This window comes from Aeribacillus sp. FSL M8-0235, assembly GCF_038000355.1.
In the GTDB taxonomy this organism is placed as follows: domain Bacteria; phylum Bacillota; class Bacilli; order Bacillales; family Aeribacillaceae; genus Aeribacillus; species Aeribacillus composti.
On the sequence record NZ_JBBOBW010000001.1, the window covers coordinates 3,168,282 to 3,187,697 of the forward strand.

General features: G+C 35.8%; 18 protein-coding genes. 9 read left to right on the forward strand and 9 right to left on the reverse strand.

Going from position 1 to position 19,416, the window contains the following annotated elements:
- Positions 1-14: 14 nt before the first annotated feature.
- The 6 genes from NSQ71_RS15535 to NSQ71_RS15560 form a co-directional block, all read right to left on the reverse strand.
- Positions 15-971: a hydroxyacid dehydrogenase gene (locus NSQ71_RS15535; RefSeq protein ID WP_340734188.1), complete on the reverse strand. Its 957-nt coding sequence runs from the start codon at positions 969-971 to the stop codon at positions 15-17.
- 13 nt (positions 972-984) lie between these two features.
- Positions 985-2,139, reverse strand: coding sequence for a UxaA family hydrolase (locus NSQ71_RS15540; protein ID WP_066248079.1), 1,155 nt, complete (start codon positions 2,137-2,139; stop codon positions 985-987).
- On the reverse strand, positions 2,129-2,422 hold the full coding sequence (locus NSQ71_RS15545; RefSeq protein WP_232515603.1) for a UxaA family hydrolase: 294 nt from the start codon (positions 2,420-2,422) through the stop codon (positions 2,129-2,131). Before NSQ71_RS15545 ends, NSQ71_RS15540 begins: the two co-directional genes overlap by 11 nt.
- A gap of 373 nt (positions 2,423-2,795) precedes the next feature.
- Positions 2,796-3,890 carry a hypothetical protein gene (locus tag NSQ71_RS15550; RefSeq protein WP_340734189.1) on the reverse strand — a complete coding sequence of 365 codons (1,095 nt, stop codon included), beginning with the start codon at positions 3,888-3,890 and terminating at the stop codon, positions 2,796-2,798.
- A gap of 20 nt (positions 3,891-3,910) precedes the next feature.
- A complete protein-coding gene (locus tag NSQ71_RS15555; RefSeq protein ID WP_340734190.1) occupies positions 3,911-4,873 on the reverse strand; it encodes an ATP-grasp domain-containing protein in 963 nt (320 codons plus the stop codon).
- A gap of 91 nt (positions 4,874-4,964) precedes the next feature.
- Complete coding sequence (locus tag NSQ71_RS15560) at positions 4,965-5,168, reverse strand: hypothetical protein (protein WP_063388395.1); 204 nt, start codon at positions 5,166-5,168, stop codon at positions 4,965-4,967.
- Positions 5,169-5,645: 477 nt separating this feature from the next.
- Between NSQ71_RS15560 and NSQ71_RS15565 the strand changes: the two genes are divergently transcribed.
- A complete protein-coding gene (locus NSQ71_RS15565) occupies positions 5,646-6,896 on the forward strand; it encodes an IS4 family transposase (RefSeq protein WP_339192832.1) in 1,251 nt (416 codons plus the stop codon).
- A gap of 164 nt (positions 6,897-7,060) precedes the next feature.
- On the opposite strand, the gene NSQ71_RS15570 is transcribed toward NSQ71_RS15565, so the two are convergent.
- On the reverse strand, positions 7,061-7,666 hold the full coding sequence (locus NSQ71_RS15570) for a response regulator transcription factor (RefSeq protein ID WP_340734191.1): 606 nt from the start codon (positions 7,664-7,666) through the stop codon (positions 7,061-7,063).
- Between the two features lie 877 nt (positions 7,667-8,543).
- Here NSQ71_RS15570 and NSQ71_RS15575 point away from each other — a divergent pair.
- From NSQ71_RS15575 to NSQ71_RS15595, 5 genes are all read left to right on the forward strand, one after another.
- Positions 8,544-9,224, forward strand: coding sequence for a YIP1 family protein (locus NSQ71_RS15575; RefSeq protein ID WP_339193334.1), 681 nt, complete (start codon positions 8,544-8,546; stop codon positions 9,222-9,224).
- A 16-nt stretch (positions 9,225-9,240) separates the two neighbouring features.
- On the forward strand, positions 9,241-9,426 hold the full coding sequence (locus tag NSQ71_RS15580) for a hypothetical protein (RefSeq protein ID WP_339193335.1): 186 nt from the start codon (positions 9,241-9,243) through the stop codon (positions 9,424-9,426).
- Between the two features lie 83 nt (positions 9,427-9,509).
- A complete protein-coding gene (locus tag NSQ71_RS15585) occupies positions 9,510-10,025 on the forward strand; it encodes a stage II sporulation protein M (RefSeq protein WP_311066486.1) in 516 nt (171 codons plus the stop codon).
- A 15-nt stretch (positions 10,026-10,040) separates the two neighbouring features.
- Positions 10,041-11,777: a hypothetical protein gene (locus tag NSQ71_RS15590; RefSeq protein WP_339193336.1), complete on the forward strand. Its 1,737-nt coding sequence runs from the start codon at positions 10,041-10,043 to the stop codon at positions 11,775-11,777.
- 13 nt (positions 11,778-11,790) lie between these two features.
- The gene (locus NSQ71_RS15595; RefSeq protein WP_066248071.1) at positions 11,791-12,522 is read left to right on the forward strand and encodes an ATP-binding cassette domain-containing protein; all 732 of its coding nucleotides are present in this window, start codon (positions 11,791-11,793) and stop codon (positions 12,520-12,522) included.
- 608 nt (positions 12,523-13,130) lie between these two features.
- Here the strand turns inward: NSQ71_RS15595 and NSQ71_RS15600 are convergent.
- Both NSQ71_RS15600 and NSQ71_RS15605 read right to left on the reverse strand, forming a co-directional pair.
- On the reverse strand, positions 13,131-13,622 hold the full coding sequence (locus NSQ71_RS15600) for an MFS transporter (protein ID WP_340734192.1): 492 nt from the start codon (positions 13,620-13,622) through the stop codon (positions 13,131-13,133).
- 383 nt (positions 13,623-14,005) lie between these two features.
- On the reverse strand, positions 14,006-14,185 hold the full coding sequence (locus NSQ71_RS15605; RefSeq protein WP_130157211.1) for a hypothetical protein: 180 nt from the start codon (positions 14,183-14,185) through the stop codon (positions 14,006-14,008).
- A 346-nt stretch (positions 14,186-14,531) separates the two neighbouring features.
- Between NSQ71_RS15605 and NSQ71_RS15610 the strand changes: the two genes are divergently transcribed.
- The 3 genes from NSQ71_RS15610 (at position 14,532) to NSQ71_RS15620 (ending at position 18,891) form a co-directional block, all read left to right on the forward strand.
- The gene (locus NSQ71_RS15610; RefSeq protein WP_130157209.1) at positions 14,532-16,148 is read left to right on the forward strand and encodes an alpha-glucoside-specific PTS transporter subunit IIBC; all 1,617 of its coding nucleotides are present in this window, start codon (positions 14,532-14,534) and stop codon (positions 16,146-16,148) included.
- A gap of 188 nt (positions 16,149-16,336) precedes the next feature.
- On the forward strand, positions 16,337-17,695 hold the full coding sequence (locus tag NSQ71_RS15615; protein WP_066250754.1) for a 6-phospho-alpha-glucosidase: 1,359 nt from the start codon (positions 16,337-16,339) through the stop codon (positions 17,693-17,695).
- Between the two features lie 404 nt (positions 17,696-18,099).
- Positions 18,100-18,891: a MurR/RpiR family transcriptional regulator gene (locus NSQ71_RS15620; protein ID WP_094244504.1), complete on the forward strand. Its 792-nt coding sequence runs from the start codon at positions 18,100-18,102 to the stop codon at positions 18,889-18,891.
- Positions 18,892-19,416 lie beyond the last annotated feature (525 nt).

Consider the following 19,416-nt stretch of genomic DNA (forward strand, 5'->3'; position numbering starts at 1 on the left):
ACTTCACTCACCCTTTAAAAATCATATGAAACTAAAAATAGTGATTCTTTTCCCTCAAGTACTTTCATAATTTCATCTGAAATAATGTTAGTGATTCGTTCTTGGGACTCTTCTGTTAATCCAGCAATATGCGGAGTTACAGTAATCTTGCTGCTGTTTAATAGAAAATAGTCTTTTTCGACCGGCTCATTCTCAAGTACATCTAAGTAAGCACCAGCTATTTGCCCGGATTCCACCGCCTTGAATAAGGCGGATTCATCAACAATTCCCCCGCGAGAAGTGTTGATAATAATTGCATTTTTTTTCATTAAGTTAAATTCTTTCGTACTAAGTAAATTTCTTGTTTCATTCGTTAGCGGAACATGAATGCTTACAAAGTCGGACTCTTTTAAGACCTCTGCTAATTCAACCTTTGTAATCCCCGTTTCAGAAAAAGGATAATCGAATTCTCTTATATAAGGATCATAGCCGATCACTTTCATTCCAAATGCAATGGCTCTTTTAGCAAGCCTGTGGCCAATCTCTCCCGTTCCGATTAATCCCAATGTTTTCCCGTATATCTCATTTCCCGTAAATAATTTCCTATTCCAATTTCCTTTTTTAACGTCTTCTCCGGCTTGTATGATAGACCTCGATGCCGTTAAAATAACGGCCATAACATATTCTGCTACTGAAACCGAATTGGCATTTTTGGCGGAGACGATTTTTACATTACGTTGTTTTGCTGCAAGTAAATTTATATTATCAAGCCCGACTCCTAATCTGCCGATTACCTTTAATTTTTTCCCTGCATCCAGTATTTCCTGATCAACAATTGTCTGGTTTCGAACGACTAATGCGTCTGCATCTATTATTTTGTTTATTAATTCCTGTTTATTTCTCCATAAATCCGGATTGTATTCGACCTCCGCTATTTTCCTCATCCTGTTAATCCCGGATTCAGGTATATATTCAGAGATTAGTATTTTCATTACTTTCCTCCGCTCATGCACTGCGATAAAGTTTCGTCAAAACAAATTCTCTATGCCCTAATGTTTCCGCTGCAGTTAAACGTCCGTTTATTGTTCGGATCAAAATATCAAGCAGCAAATCGCCAGCCTGCTGGAGATTATATTCCCGTTTCAATAATCCTGTAACGTCTACATCGATATGCTCTGACATAGTAGAAACTGTAATTGGATTTGCCGAAAGCTTAATAACGGGTACTATTGGATGACCAATTATATTGCCTTGACCGGTAGGAAAGAAATGTACGACTGCCCCTCCAGCTGCCATTAAAGTAATGCATTCAGCTGCTGCAGAGGAGGTATCCATAAAATTCAATCCCGCTTTTACTGGAGCCTCCGCAGGTCCTAAAGCATCAACCACCGGTTTTGTGCCTGTTTTTTCGATATTGCCGAGCGCCTTTTCCTCAATTGTTGTGAGGCCGCCTCTTATATTTCCTTCTGTCGGCTGGCTGCCAAGCAGATCAACACCTTTTGATGCGATTTCTTCAACATAGTTTTGATAAAGGCTTAAAAATTTTTGTTTTACTTCTGGAGTGGCACAACGCTCTGCAATTAAATGCTCGCCGCCAGTTAATTCGGAGGTTTCACCGAACAAAACAGTTCCGCCTTCGTCGATTAAACGATCAACTACATTTCCTACCGTAGGGCATGATCCTAACCCGGTTGTCGTATCCGACTCTCCGCATTTAATACTCACTAAAATTTCTGATAATTCCACAGGCTCTCTGCGAATTTCAGAAGCATCCTGCAGAAATTTTTGTGCTGTTCGAGCTGCTTTTTCAATCGTAGACAAATCGCCATAACGTTCAATTGAAAATCCAGCTACCGGCTTGCCTGTTTTTTGTACCTCCTCAACAATTCGATTTGTCCAGTTAGGCTCAATACCAATCACAACAACAGCTGCTACATTTGGATTAGAACAGTTGCCGATAATCGTTTTAAAAAACAAGTCTAAATCCGGCCCATATTGTAATCGCCCGTATGCATGCGGGATCGCTAAAGTACCAGGAACAATTTTAGCAACCGCTTCTGCTGCCGCATTAGAAATGTCATCGACAGGCATGATCACTACATGATTCCGAATACCAACTCTTCCGTTCTCTCTGCGATAACCCCAAATTTTATTCTCCATATTTCCACCTCGCCGTTTTTAAATTATGAGTATGAACATAGCTCCCTTTATAGATTTTTTTTGTAGCTACACCAATCGGTACGCGATATTCAATTACTTTGCTGTTTTCATCCAAATCCACTAAAGCAATCTTATGACCAAGAGGAATAAAATCTCTAGACTCTACTGAAACAACTGAATCGTCTTCTAAGATGACCCCTTGGATTTGCTCGCCTGCTTCAATGTCTTCTATTGCGACTCCCACAGAATCGCCGACATTATGTACTAAAAACTTGTGTGACACTATGAACCACCCCTCCATTTCCTTTTTTACAACGCATTTGGTTCAGACATTCAATGGTCCAACCAATTTCTTTAAATTAAATAAAAACAGGCCTTGCACGCCTGAAAATATATTATTTCCAAGCATTGCAAGGCCCTTCAGTCGTCTGATCGAACCTAAATTATTCCTATTGATTTACTGCGGTTTAAAGATTACCATGGATTGAATTTTTTGTCAATATTTTTTCAAAAAAAATCAATTAAATTATGTTCAAGATTGGCTCCGTTCCGGGAATAATCATTCAAAAATTCCACTCTTGCAATCTTTTCAACAACTCGAGAGCCGTTTATGGCGAATCATTAAGTTATGATTTTCATAAAATGGCGAAAAATCGTTACCGTTCCAGAGCCCGTTCCGCCTTGTCCAGCCGCCTTATATGCTTGATTCCGAGGGAAGTAATGAAAATCAGCTGATAGAAAAGGTTCAGGAATAACAACAACGGCGCAGGCTGTAAAAAGAATAAAAGAACGTCTTCAAACGGCCTTGTGAATATGATAGCTGACCACAAAAAAATGAAATACGTATATAAAATCCAAATAAAGATATGAAAGGCAATCCGCACAAAAGCATAGAAGGAAAGCAAATTAATTTTCAATTTCTTTAGTTGATCTATTGCATTTTTCCACAAATTCGGCTGATTCAATAGATCAACGATCATCCAGTAGCCGTCTCCAGGAAGCAGCGGGAAAATCGCAAACAGCATTCTAAACATATGAACAATAAGAAAGGACCAAATCCATGGTGAAAGCTGTGCAAAGCATAAGCCGATCACTGATGTTAATCCGCATACAATCAAATCTGCCGTAAAGCCCGCGATGTTGATCCGCATGCGCTGCCATTTTGATAGCTTCCAAGCTTCATTGCAAACAATGCTAAATAACGGGACAGGCCCGGACCATTGAACAGAAATGGAAATGTTCCCTGTACGCGGCATTGTTAATAAGTGCCCAAGCTCATGGATGAGGACTGAAAATGTTAAAACTCCGGCGATGATCCATTGACCTTTTAGATCAGTGACGAGAAAAAATGGAGTGTTGATCATGAACAAAACGGTGCTGATGATCGAAATCAAAACAGCACCTGCGGTAATCCAGTTAAACCATTTACGCTCCAGCCAAGGATTGTAATAGGTTATGAGCGGCTTTTGATCCGGCTCAAAATCAGATTGTTTTTCTTCAATAAGGGAAAAGGCTGCATCCTTATCGATGCCTAACTTTTCAAGAAATAGTAAAATTTCCTTCTCCGATACTTCCATTTTATCTGCAATAGAAGATATAGGCTCTTTGTTTGCCAACTGCTCCAACAATTTTTTTGAATAGTTATCTATTTGCAATAAAAGTCCATCCGGTCGTTCAATCCAGTACCGATCTTCTTTTATCTTTCCTATTTTGTATACTAACGGTTTTTGAAATGACTGTGAGTAATTCACAAATACTCCCTCTCCAAACGTCAGTTTCTCACTTTCAGTTTATTTTCCTCTTTAAGAATGGCTTGTTGGATCAAGTATGAAGCCAGCTGGGAAACAATTGAAACAGGGGCAACCCGATCGAATCCTTCGAACATTGGGCTTGGATTACATTCAATGCATATAACAGAACCGTCTGGACGTAGTTTTAAATCAATTCCGCTGAAAATAAGCCCTAATGTTTCGCATGCCTCTATACATAACTGAGCGATCTCTGGCGTTATCTCAAAGGGTTTGACTTGATGGGCGCCTTCACGATAATCAATTCCTTCTCCCTCAATGATAAATGATGCGATGACTTTTCCGTCCAGGACAAATACACGTACATCCTGGCCTTTTATGTATTCTTGGAATTGCACCGGTGCTGTGCTCAATGCTTCTAATCTTTCAGGTTTTTTATCTTCCTCTGTCAATAGACGGCACAATGCTCCTCCAGCAACAGGTTTATAGATGACATCGCAGTTATGGCTGAATTCCAAAACTTTTTCCGGATTGCTGGTTACTAACGTTTTAGGAACGGGAATACCTGCTCTTCTTAGACACTCAAGGTGATAAGGCTTTGCAAAATGAATGAGCAGTGTATCAACAGGATTGACGATGAGTCTGCCGAAGTAAGAGGAAGATTTTAACCAAGACAGCCAAGCAGCATATCTCTCCCGCTCCGCCGCATATGCCAAAAATCCATTCTCCTTGATTTGTTCCTTTATTTGAGAAGTATCGAATGCAGGAGTAGGAACAAATAATGCTCTCAAAAAGTAAACGTTCGTTTCCGATAAATCACGGTTTTCATAATGGCTGTCTTCACCCCCAAAGCTTAAGGGGTAGGGGACATCCGGCGAATTATCTAAAATGAATGCTTGGGCGCCTTGTCGAACCAATTCCTTTTGTAAATAAAGACAATGCCTTTCAAATTGTGAACCGATAATACCAACAGATACTTCCGCCATTTCGCACCTCCGATGAAATAAATGAGAATTTTCCGAATTTTAGCGCCCCAGAAAACATTCTCTGGAGCGCTTGTCCAACTTTTAACAAAACCTATTTTATAAAACCGCCTTCTTCGCCAAGTGCATATGTGGTAACAATTGGCCCGCCTTCTTCCCCGATAGCTTGAGTTGTATATCCTCCTTCTTCGCCTAAAGCTAACGTTGTGGCATATCCCGGATCCACAATAGGGCTCACAAATAACGGAGAGCTAGATTGCCTTACTTCCAATTCTTCAATAAACAATTTCTTTTTCATTTTTGATTCCTCCTATTCAAAATATTAAAAAATTTTCTGTTTAAAAATAACATATTTACCTTTATCTTCCTATAGATAAAATATCCTATTCTGAATAGTGCTTAAGAATGAAATTGAGAGAACAAATAGGTCTTTTTGCTAAATCCTCCACCTGGAAAAGTCAAGTTTATACATTTCGGCTTTAAAAAATAAGAGAATCACTATGTTTGATAGACACTCTCACACACGGTACAGCGGTTTTGTTGTTTAAAGCGCAATTGAGTTCAGACACAATATCCATGTCTTGAATACCTACATGCTGGAATGTAGGCTTCCGATTTGAACAAAATATATCGATTTTCAGTAGCATTGCATTAAGTTAATTTTAATTTGTCAAGCCCAATTTTATGTTAAATTTCATCTTTTTGGATATAAAAAAACTCCTTATAATTAGGATTGGCAGTCCTATCCAAATCCTAAGAATAAGGAGAAACCATTATGGATAAGAATACCACAGAATCCACAATAAATGAACTATTTAAAGAGATCGATCCAATAACTTTTTCAAAACTAATTAATGTGATTGACGTTGACAAATACATTAAAAAATTAACGGCGTATAAGTTTTTACAACTTTGTATCATCGCTCAGTTAAACGAATTGGAAAGCTTAACAAAATTGGCCAAACATTTGAAAGACAAGGAAGAGTTGCAGACATATCTGGAATTTGATGCAATTAGTACTTCGCAACTTTCTCGCAAATTAGGCCAATTATCCCCTCAACTGTTTGAAAAAGTATTTAAATATCTGGTCTTAAAGATCCAAGGGCAAATGAAAAATGCCCCGATCATCCGAAACATTGGTCGTCTTCTGGTCATTGATTCTACCACGATGAGCATGAGTTTGAGCCAATATCCATGGGCAACTTTTCGTAAGACAAAGGCTGGTGTTCGACTCCATTTAAAGGTTGTTGTAACGAAGGATATCACTGTTCCGGATCAAGGGATTATCTTACCCGCGAAACATGCCGATCGCACACAGATGGACGAACTCATTGAAATCGATCCAAATGCGATTTACTTGTTTGATCGAGGGTATGTCGATTACAAACAGTTCGACCGCTTATGCCGAGAAGGGGTGCGATTCATTACCCGGCTTAAAAAGAACGCAGAGATTGAAGTTTTATCGGAACGGATTCCCAATCCAGAACGTTTGATTTATAGGGATCAGATTGTCATTTTAGGAAATGACCGTAATCATACCAAAATGACTCATCCTCTCCGATTGATCGAAACGGTCGACAGCGAAGGGAATCCCGTGATCATCATAACCAATTGCTTTGATCTTTCTGCGGAAGAGATTGCAGATTTATACCGATATCGCTGGAAGATAGAGACCTTCTTTAAATGGATGAAACAGCACCTTAAGATAAAAAGATTTTATGGAAAAAGTCAAAATGCCGTTTACAATCAAATTTGGATCGCCCTAATCACCTATTGCTTACAGGCCATGCTCCAATTAAAAGTGAATCACGATGGTCCTTTATTAGAGATCAAGCGAACTTTACAGAATCTGCTTTTTAAAGGTTTTGACTGTTTTGTTCGCTCCCTTTTTAAAAAGCCAATTCGAACGTCCAACGGTCGGAAAAAATACCATTGGGAAAAAGATTTTGAAACCATCGTGTACCAATTTGAAGAAGGGGAGGTGGAACACCTAGACGATTTAGTTTATGATCCAATGTTTCTGTAATATATTACCAAATTGTGGAAATGGACTGCCGATTAAGACGTCATTGTCCTTTTAAGCTTGCTTAGAAAGATTGTATGTCTGAATATTCAGTTACATGAAATAACTGGAATTTTTATTGAGCTTGACAAACATTAAATTTTTTTATGCAACGCTACTGATCGATTTTAAATAGTTTTTAATAGTCCCAGTTTTATTCCTTTTACCACTGCACCAACTCTTGAGTACACATTCAGCTTTTTAATAATTGATGAAACATGGTGTTCGACCGTTCTTCTGCTTACCATCAAAATATCACTGATCTCTGCGTTCGTTTTATCTTCAGAAATCAGCTTTAAAATTTCTAACTCAGTTTTGGTTAAATAGTGATTCTGATATTCTATTTTTTTTCTAGGAATGATATTGTTGCCCAAAAAACTTTGTCTGATCGCATTTGCAAGTTCTGTAGCAGAGTTTTCCTTCGTAATGAACGCATAAGCACCGGCATGATAAGATGCGTCAATATATTCATCATCGTTATAAGCTGATAATATGACAATCTTCAGATTCGGATAGCTTTCGATTAATTTCTTTGTCAACTCAATTCCATTGTAGCCTTTCATTCTTATGTCCATTACCACAACATCCGGATGATTTTTTGATATTGCTGCATTGATGCCGGCAGGGTCGCAAATGGTATCTACAACTTCAAGATCTGATTCGTGTTCTAATAATCGTTTGATTCCTAACAAGACTAGTAAGTGATCATCTACCAGTAGTACTTTAATTTTCATTTCAATCATCCTAATCTCGGCAAAGTTATCAGGAAGTTACAATGCCCAGTTCTGACTGCATTTAAGCGTAGCCATCTTCGTCGAAGATTTTAGATCGTCACTCACCCTAATTGATTTTTTCGGAAAACTCAATATAAACACCCTTTTATTTTTAAAGCATTTTATAAGTCTAAAAAACATTGAAGAGAACAGATGTGAGAATAATTCACAAAATTTCCATTAAAAGAATTTCAATTAGAACAGAATGTATTTAGACTAGCTTCACTAAAATCAGATGTACATTGGCATCAGCATAAACAATTAGCGATTATAGACTAAAAACGTATACACATCTCGAAAAAAATAATCTTCGTTTCCAAATCATTTTCCTCTAAAGGCGCAACAGTTTAAAGATGCCTTTTTTAAAGCTTAGAGCTAAACAAGTGTTTTTTTCAAAAACTCATTTACTTTTCCGTTAACTGTCCGTCTGTTTTTCATATATACACAAGTGAGAGAACACATCCAAATCCAATCTTTTCTTTTGCGAATGCAAAGTTCAGTGAATCCTATCGATTCTCGCTTTTTATCCCTCCTTCAACTAGTATTTATAGTAAAAATTTTACACTAAATGACAGTTTTTTTCATTGTTTTTTCTAAAAATAGGTATTTTCCACATCATTTTTTGTGGAAAATACCGATGTTTTTTTAGAAGATTTGTAATATATTTTGAATTAAGAAGAAGAAATTGTAAATTCCACCAAAAATATATCAATTCTTCTCTTCTCTCTAAAACTTTAAACAACAAGCCGGAGCATTGTGATCATATGAAATATTGACATTGTTTTTTAGCAAATAAATATCGAAAACTCATTAAATTATGTAAGCAGGTGATTTGATAATGCGTCTTGAAGAGCAAGAGCAATTGGTAAGAAACCCTAGTCATGTTTTTATCAAAAGGATATTTTATCCATTTAAAATCATTTATTCGCCGCAAAAAACTTTATTGAACATACATAATGAAAAAAAACTAGGAATACTAGCTACTTTGACATTAGTTATATTGTTTGCCGCAATAAGTATTGTTATAAGTCAAAATTTATTGGAATCCGAATATATAGCAGATCTTTTAGGAAACAATCCATCACAATCGTTTAAAAATGCTCTTACTATTTTTGCCGCAATTATGCAAGTCTTCTTATTTTTCGTTAATATTCTTTTACTTACAGCCTTAATAAAAATAGTTCTCTCCATCGTAAAATTGAAAGTAAAATTCAGGGAATTATTGAGATTTGTCATCATCGCTCAATCCCCTGTTATTTTGGGGCTCGGTATAAAATACGTGTTATCTGATCCGTCTCAATATCATATTCCTGTCACCAGCTTGGCCTACCTATTTTCAGGATTAAACATGAATCAATTTGTGCAAATATTTTTATCGAAAATTGAATTATTTAATTTGTGGTCATTATTTCTAATTTGTTTAAGCTTAACAATTGTTACAAAGCAGTCTTTAACAAAGATAGTTTCCATATTATTCCCAGTAATAATTATATTTAACACACTAATTGAACTTATTTGAAAGGAGGTGAATTATAATGTTGGAACTTGATCTTTTAGTTGCTTATGGCATTAATGAAACTACTGCAAAAACTATTGCTGCATTTTTGGACGCCGGTTTAGGAATAGCTTCATTCTTGACATTGATAACCGGAGCAGGTCTCACATTAAAAGCCTTGCAGATAGCTCTAAGAGCCGGAGGCAAAAAAGCTGTAGTAGCATAATGTTTTTAGGATAGGATAGAGAGCCGTTAGTCTTTCTCTATCCTACCTTCTATTTAATTTAAGAAAAAGTTAGCGAGTGAGTGATGTTGAACTATTTTTCCCGTCTACGAAACACTTTTATCCTTTCTGCCATTGTATTTGGCATAGGTTTAATTATTGGGGTCATGATAATTTTTTCGACTTCGCCTCAAATGGAGGAGGCAGCTGAGCTCCAAAGAACTTATAAAGCTGGCTGGTACTCAGTGTATTCTATTTTTTTAAATAATATACTTGTTTGTCTAGTTTTAATGCTGGGTTTATTTACATTTGGGATTCCTACGTTTATTTATTTACTCATTAATGGCATATCTATCGGAGCAGGTCTAACTCATCTTATTTTATCTGATCAACCTTTATTAAATATATTTTTAAAGGTTATACCTCATGGAATATTTGAAATCCCCTTTTTTTTATTAGCAGGAGCTATCGGCTTTTTAGGATTTACATTTTATTTTAATAGAAAATATGGGTTGAAATTTTTATTAAAACATGTCGTAATGGTAATTATAGGAATCCTTCTAGCTTCCATTGTAGAGGGATTGATTACATTAAATTTATGAAAGTCGGGAGTCAAAATGAGAGCAGCATGGATTAAATGGAAGATTTATATAAGATGGAAAAATCAATGGGGTAAATTTTTAAATAGAAGAGGGTATTCAGGATATATATTTGCGATCACAGCTTTTTTTCTTGATGTCATAGAGGCTATTTTTTATTTTTTTTCTGCATATGCTGTATTAAAACTGGTAATTATGAATGAATTTTTACATACAGCAACGACAGGTGCGCCATTTTTGGACTTTTTATTGCAAAAAATTTCCCAAATTAACAACAATGTTTATATTCTCTGGCAGTTTTATTTTGTATATGTAATAGTTTTCTCTGTTATTGCTGGCATAAAAGCTTCCAAGTGGAATTTAAGCTCAATGGACAAGGAGTGGCTGCTGTCACATTTTAAATTGAGTTTAAGTAAAGCCAACTCTATGGTTATTTTCGAAACAATCTGCTGGAACATAAGAAGTTTCATCATACATATTTTAACATTGCTTTTTAGCTTATCATACGCAATCGGTTTAAACATATCTATGGTAATTGGATTAACACTGCTCAGCTTTTCTTTATATTTGTTTGTCAGCATTGCTGTCTCTTTTTCGCACACATTTTATGTATACAAGTTTATAATAGAAAAACCTTTCGTAAACAAAGTAGCCAAAATTGTCATATCAAGAATGATCATATTTTCAATAGGCTATTTTTTCGCTGCAAAGTTTACAGGATGGCTTATTGATATTCCCTTTATTAAAGAAAATCCCACATCCGAGTCATTTGAAAAATGGTCTAACAAAGGTTGGGAAATTCTGTTTGACAGTGTAACGACGATCAAAATCAATTTAAGCTTTTTTGATATTCTCACTGCTGATTCTCTATATACATATATTGGCACGATATTGATGTGTATGTTTACTATGGTATTTTACTTGTTATTTATCATTCTTTTTAAAGAAAACCCCAACAGGCGATCAGCGGAGTATTTTGATCGGCTGCCTTCCCCGTTATTAAAAGTGCCGTTTTTAAAGAAAAAAGCTTTTATGATTCTTTTATTTATTAGATCGAGCTTTTTTCAAAAGAGGCTTCCGTATATGTTTGGCGATTTCGTTTATTGGTTTTCTGTTGGCATATTTAGCGGATTGCTCGCCAATTTAGATGATGAGTACAAAGTGCAGCAATTAGTATTTTCATTTTTTATTTTGTACCATATTTATTTTTTGGCGGAACGTCATTATCAGCATTTCATAGGGGGAATGGCCTTAGAAAGTGATGGCACCAATGTCTTAATTTATTTAAATGCTGGAAAAAATCTTTGGTATGTATTTAAACAAAAGTTTTTTGTTTACATCATCACGTTAATTCCTTTAATCATAATAGGTGATTTCATTGTTTATATACTCACTCCCATTTCATTAACTACTATTATATGGTTGCTCTCAATGCAAATTTTAGCTTTAAATGCTTTTGGCGCTTTAAATTATATTTCCAGCGCCTTCTATCCTCATTTTGAATTTCGAAACGCTGAAGAATTGAATGAATTTGGCGATAAAAAAATGGTCGATTCTATCTTAGATGCAATGTCTTTATTTATCATACTTCCTAGTATGACAATCCCCATGGTTTTATTTATCATGGGTTATTTAACAAAATCACAATATTTGTTCATCAATCCTATTTTTCTTGCTATTTATCTATTCGGAATGCTCTTTATATCACTTTTATTAGTAAAAAGAAAGCTAAATAAAAAACAATTTATTTATTAGGAGTGAAAATCCAGTGGGAGCAGCATCTTCTGATTATTTATTGAAAGTCCATAATCTGACCAAAATTGAAAATGGGAAAAAAATATTAGATCAAGCAACGTTTGAAATTGCTGAAAATAAAATTGTCGGATTTCTCGGGCCAAATGGAGCGGGGAAAACCACAACCTTTAGAATTTTATCTGAATTGACCGGCTACGATGATGGAGAAATTTACGTCAATGGTGTAAAACTGTCAGATCTGGATCGAAAAGAAATCATGTTACTTCCTGATGCCCCATTATTATTTTCCGTGCTGACCGGAAAAGAATATTTAAAATTCATGAGCGAGTTATTAAATTTTGATATAGACAGCCCGGAAATTAAAGAAATGCTCCAGTTATTGGGATTATTAAATTCCTTAAATAAGCAAATTTTCAATTATTCGCTTGGAATGAAAAAGAAACTCAATCTTATTCCATTATTAATGAAAAAACCGAAGCTACTTTTGCTAGATGAGTATTTATCAGGAATTGATCCTGTCAGTATGAAAGATATTAAAAACATCTTAATTCAATACGCACAAAATGGATGCAGTATTTTTATGTCTACACACCAACTAGAGGTTTGTGAAAGATGTTGTGATTCAATTATTTTAATTTCCAATGGGAAAATATTAAAAAATAATATATCTATTTCCGAGATCAAAGAGACAGCTAGCAGTCTTGAGGAATATTATTTAAATGTATTTTCAACTGAGGAAGGATGAGGAATGTGTACAAATATATTGGGGATATACTTCTCTTTATACTTTTTGCATTTGCCTTTTATTACGCAATTAAGGGATGGAAAGAAAACCGAAGCGAAAGTATATGGTATCTCATATTTAGTTTATTTATTTTGGGAGGAATCATCGTTAGATTTATATTTTAAATCACTACCATTGCAAATAAATCCGATGATTCCACCACACTAACAATGTTCAAAAATGATAAAGTACATAACCCTTGGAAAAGGTGGTTCCTATTCGAAAAGTTACACTTAATCGAACAATAAAATGAAGTTCTTATAAAGTTAAGAAAACCATGGGGAAAAATCTTTCATGCACCACCGATCAAACGAAAAACTTTACGTTGAGTGGTAGGTAAGCTAACAAGGCTGAATTAGCTAACTGTCTTCCTGGCTGAAAAAGCATACACAGTGGCTCAAAATCAAATCGCAGTATGTTCCCGTCTGCTTCACCTTAATTCATTAAGGAGACGATACAAGTCAAGTTTCAATGACTTTCGGGACAATCCCATTGTGGAAAAAGAATCCTTATTTTAGTCATAAATATTCACTATGATTCGGCAAGGAAATAATACTGTTTTGTTCATATCATAATTCAGAAACTTTCAATCTCCCTGGGGTTCTTCCTGCGAGAAATAAATTACTTAATAGTGCCAAAATGATTGTTCCAATTGTTAAAAAAACGACACCATGCCATCCGTAATTTTCCCATAAAAGGCCGGGAATCCAACCGCCAAGGCTTCCTCCTAAATAGAAAAACACCAAATATAAAGACGTAGCAGCTCCCCGTGAATCGGCGGCCATATCTGTCACATAAGCTGTTGTTGCTGATTGAGAAGCAAAATTTCCGAGCGTCAACAATGATGATCCCACAACAAGCGCAGGAATCGTTGGCCAAAGCGTTATGAAAATACCGATTCCGCCAAGAATATGCCCCATACTCATTGTCCAACGCCGGCCAATCTTATCAGATATCATGCCGGCTATAGGAGCGGAGAAAATGCCGAACGCATATGTAGCATAAAGCAACGAAATTTGTGTATTGCTTAACTGAAAAGAGAATAAATAGTATTTTTCCATTGATTGATGTTAAATTAATAGATGGATACTACCTTGACACTACATTAAATAAAAAATTTATAGAAAAATAACAAGTATCATTTACTTAATGATTAGTGTCGAACTCGATTCATCAGAAAAATGTAAGTGTAGTACTTCTTCTAGGTCCTTTTCGGTTAATTTTTCTAATATTTTTACGTCAAATAAATTCGTCCCATTGAAATGATAACGTGTGAATTGATTTGCAATAAATTGAGGCGAATTAATAGACCTTAAAAAGCAACCAATTTCCTTATTTATTACACGTTGTGCATTATCTCTTTTTATCGGATCCCTTTTAAATCTAGAAACCGTTTCATATACAGTATTAATAACTTCTTGAGGCTCTTTACTTTCCCCACTAATTATGGAGTAACCAAAATTCCCCTCAATTCCGCCGGAACCTTAACATCCCCAACCCCTTCCATGGCGAATCCTATTTGCCGGTCAGGGTTCGTATTTTTCAGATTTGTTATGGCGTTGTCTACGAATCGGCCGACTTTAGGCGCACCGTTTGCTGCGCCGGTTTTCAAATGCTGCGGCACTTCTAATTCATTAGCCTCCTACTCGATGTTTAGGGAAGCTAAAGCTACATAGTGAATAACCGTGAGAAAGAAATTTTATATGTTTTTCCAGTTTGAAAAGTTCGTGAAATTTTTCAAACTGTGGGAAAATATTCAAATGGAAAGGATAAGTCCCGACATCTTGCCAAGTTATTGTTAAAAATTAGATTTTAATATAAATTAATTGTAAGCGCTGACAGTTTATAGTTGCAACTATAAGCACCTTGACATTTTTGCTATGGCAATCATCTTTTGCATGAAATAACAGATCCCACAAATTTCTTCTTAAGTATTGTTATTTAATTGCTAGAAAAGGAGTGGATCAAGGATGATGCAAAAAATCCAACGGTTCGGTGGGGCGATGTTTGTGCCAGTATTATTATTCCCATTTGCGGGGATACTTGTAGGTCTCACAATTTTATTTAAAAACGGGGATATTATGGGTTCTTTGGCTGATCCAGATGGAGCATGGTATAAATTCTGGACGGTAATAGAGGAAGGTGGATGGACAGTATTTAATCAAATCCCGTTGCTTTTTGTTGCCGGCATCCCTATTGGATTAGCGAAAAAAGCACACGCGAGAGCTGTTTTAGCAGCACTCGTAACCTATTTAACTTTCAATTATTTTGTAAACGCTATTTTAACGATTTGGGGGGAAAATTTTGGTGTCGATTTTAGCCAAGAAGTTGGAGGAGTGAGCGGGTTAACGGAAATTGCCGGTATTAAAACTTTAGATACAAATATTATCGGTGCGATTGTTATTTCTTCCATTGTTGTTTTAATCCACAATCGATATTTTGACAAAAAACTACCAGATTTCCTAGGTATCTTCCAAGGAACATCCTTTGTTGTCATTGTTTGTTTTTTTGCTATGTTGCCTCTTGCCTTGCTTACCTCGTGGGGATGGCCGATAATTCAGAACGGAATTGCTTCTTTACAAGGGTTTTTGGCTTCCTCTGATGTATTAGGGGTTTGGTTGTATACATTCCTTGAAAGAATCTTAATTCCAACGGGGCTGCACCATTTTATATACGGTCCTTTTATCTACGGCCCGGCAGTTGTTGATGGCGGAATTGCAAAATATTGGATGGAGCATTTATCGGAATATGCAACAAGTGCTCATTCATTAAAAGAAATGTTCCCGGAAGGCGGTTTTGCTTTGCATGGTATGCCCAAAATTTTTGGAATCCCTGGCATTGCATTAGCGATATACGTAACAGCAAAACCTGAGAAAAAGAAAATCGTATCAGGTATGTTGATTGCAGCAACTTTAACATCTGTTGTAGCTGGGATCACAGAACCGATAGAGTTCACATTTTTATTTGTTGCTCCTCTTCTATTTGCTGTACATGCATTTTTAGCAGCTTCTATGGCTGCGGTGATGTATGCGTTTGGTGCAGTTGGTAATATGGGTGGTGGATTGTTAGAAATTGCCAGCTCCAACTGGATTCCGTTATTCAAATACCATACTTCCACTTATATCACTCAGTGGATAATTGGATTGGCATTTACGGTTATCTATTTTTTCACGTTTCGTTATTTAATTGTAAAGCTAAATGTAGCTACCCCAGGTCGTGAAGCAGATGACCAAAAAGAAGTAAAACTGTATACAAAAGCAGACTACAAAGCTAAAAAGCAAGCAGAAAATAAAAATAGTGCAAATAAAGAAAATGCTTATTTTGTTCAAGCTAGTGAATTTTTAGAAGCTCTAGGCGGATCTTCTAATATTGCCGATGTAACAAACTGTGCTACAAGACTCCGCGTAACAGTAGTAGATGAATCAAAAATAGCGCCTGATAGCCGATTTAGATCAGCTGGAGCCCACGGAATTGTTAAGAATGGGAAAGCAATTCAAGTGATAGTCGGTTTATCGGTTCCACAAGTAAGGGAACAATTTGAGAATTTATTGAGTGATTCTAGCAAAAAACAATATAAAGAAAACTGAAAGGCTCCACATTTACTTGCAAATTCTAAAATGTTGTTTATTTGACAAGCGGGAAAATTCCCTTCTTATGGGAAATAGAACTGAACTTGAGATAGCGACCAGAATGGTTAAGAAATATTGTTTTCATACAAATGAATTGTTATAACTTGGATGAAAGAGGATATTGCATTAAAGGAGGAAACCTAAAAATGAAAAAATTCTCGGTATTAATTGCAGGCGGGGGAAGTACTTTTACTCCAGGGATTGTTTTGATGTTATTAGATAATTTATATAAGTTTCCAATTCGGAAATTAAAACTTTATGATAATGATGAGGAACGTCAAGCAACAATTGCAGGAGCTTGCGAAATAATTCTCAAAGAAAGAGCTCCGGAAATAGAATTTTTGGCAACAACAAATCCTGAAGAAGCCTTTACAGATGTTGATTTTGTCATGGCGCATATTCGTGTAGGAAAATATGCAATGCGTGAATTAGATGAAAAAATACCTTTGAAACATGGTGTAGTTGGTCAAGAAACATGCGGGCCAGGTGGAATTGCATATGGAATGCGTTCTATTGGAGGAGTATTAGAATTAATTGATTATATGGAAAAATACTCTCCTAATGCATGGATGCTCAATTATTCCAACCCAGCAGCGATTGTAGCTGAAGCGACGCGCCGTCTCCGTCCTCATTCGAAAGTACTTAACATTTGTGATATGCCTGTCGGGATTGAAGAACGTATGGCGCGAATTTTAGGGTTAAAATCTCGCAAAGAAATGACGGTAAGATATTATGGATTGAACCATTTTGGATGGTGGACGGATATTCGCGACAAAGAAGGAAATGATTTAATGCCTAAATTAAAGGAGCATGTTGCAAAGTACGGGTATGTTGTCAATGATAGCGGAGACAATCAGCATGTTGATGCTAGCTGGCAAGATACATTCTTAAAAGCGAGAGACGTATATGCATTAGACCCAGATACGTTGCCAAACACATATTTAAAATACTATTTATTCCCGGATGAAGTAGTGGCAAATTCTAACCCGAATTATACAAGAGCAAATGAAGTAATGGAAGGCCGTGAAAAATTTGTTTTCGGCGAATGTAGAAAAATAATTGAAAATCAATCCACAGAAGGCAGTAAACTTCATATAGATGAACATGCAGCATATATTGTAGATTTGGCGCGTGCCATTGCTTATAACACTCATGAAAGAATGTTGCTTATTGTAGAAAATAAAGGGGCTATTTCCAATTTTGATCCGACCGCAATGGTGGAAATTCCATGCATTGTCGGCAGCAATGGTCCTGAACCGCTATCGATCGGGGAAATCCCGCAATTCCAAAAAGGATTAATGGAACAACAAGTATCTGTGGAAAAGCTAGTGGTAGAAGCATGGATAACAAGGTCTTACCAAAAATTATGGCAAGCAATAACATTATCAAAAACAGTACCGAGTGCAAAAGTTGCTAAAGAAATATTGGATGATTTAATTGAAGCAAATAAAGATTTCTGGCCTGAACTTCATAAAGATGATGTGGTAGTGAGCGAATTTTTTTAAGATGATCGATTTTATCAAATAAAAAGGGGCTGTCCAGAAAGTCAGATCCCCATTGAAAACAAAAAATCATAAACACCGATATATCAACGTTTCTAAAACATTAATGGGGGCGTCAATAAGCCGTAAAAACGAATTATTAGACACCCCCTTTTTTTGTTTCACTCCTCCTTCTGTTAATGAAAAATTATTTTTTGCCAAGCAGCAGACTTACACCTTTTTTTCCTTTAAACTAAGTATTGTAGTGTTCTGGCATTACATTTGGCTGCTTCCGAAGGAATGTAAAGGATAATAATCCAGTACAGTTCCATATAGTTCTGCCAGCGAATTTATTCGCAGTTAACGGCACGGCCATTTGGAGATGACAAGAGCAAACATAAATTATTTATTGAAGGAGGGGATATGGCTTGAGATTAGAAGAACTTATTAATAAACATTATAAAAAATTAAATGAGACAGATTTACACATCTTAAAGTACATTATGAATAATAAAAATACTTGTTATTCGTTAGGGATTAATAATCTAGCTGAAAAATGCAATGTTTCCCGCTCTTCAATATTGCGGTTGGCACAGAAATTGGAATTTAGTGGATATAGTGAATTCCGAGTGTTCTTAAAATGGCAAGGTCGAGAGGATCCGGTAGAAGAAAAAAGCGGTGTAGAAATTTTGCAGGAAGATCTTCATGAAACAATCAAATATATTCAAACCAAAGATTTTTCGGATGTTTGTGAATTGATATATAATGCCAATCAAGTATTTGTTTTTGGGACGGGCACTGCACAATTACATTGTGCATTAGAGTTGCAAAGAATGTTTCTGCCGCTTCAAAAGTATTTGAATGTTATCCACTCTCAATTGGAGTTTGAAATAATTGTAAAGGATTTGCAGAAAAACGATGTTGTGATCATTTTTTCTTTATCAGGAGATACACCAACAATTTTTCCTGCAGTGCAAAATTTAGTTGCCAAAGGAATTCCTTTTATCTCTATAACAAATTTAGTAAATAATCGTTTGGCTAGAATGACTCCGTATAATTTATATGCCAGGAGTTCAAATCTCGCAAGCCATAACGGAACAAAATTGAAAACATTTGCCCCTTTTTTTATTATTGGAGAAGCTATTTTTAGCCATTATGTTGACTACCTGAAAGAGAAAAAAGAAACAATTGAAAGGGCGGGAAAAGATGAAGACGCATAATACAACGTGCCAACAAAAACATTCGAATGATTCCCCTTCCATATTACAAAGTTTGCGCATTTTTAAAATATCGGTCATCTTTTTTATACGTCCCATTTCTCTTTCTTAATTATTTATATATAATGTCGCTGCAGGCAAACCAACCTTTTTTTGCTCAAGTAAAAGAGGATCCTTTCATTAAAATTTGTTTGTGTTTGCCATGTTAAATCTTTTTTTGGTGTATTGACAAGAATGGTGTTGTCAGATTTATAAAACAGATCCAGTTAGAAATAGGAAGGTTGGCGATTTCATTATTGCTGGTTGAAATATATTTGGCAGTATATTGCTTCTTTTAGCTATTAGCAAATACCGGAAAGCACATAAAGAATTCATAAAAAATAGTACGTTGAACCGGAAGGAAAAAGGAGCAAATTTAAGATTTGTCGGAAGTACCATTATTGTTGGATTGCTGTCTGTTCTTTGTCTTGTCTTTATTATTAAAATACAATTTTCATAAAATTATTATAGATAGAAAGAAGGAATTAG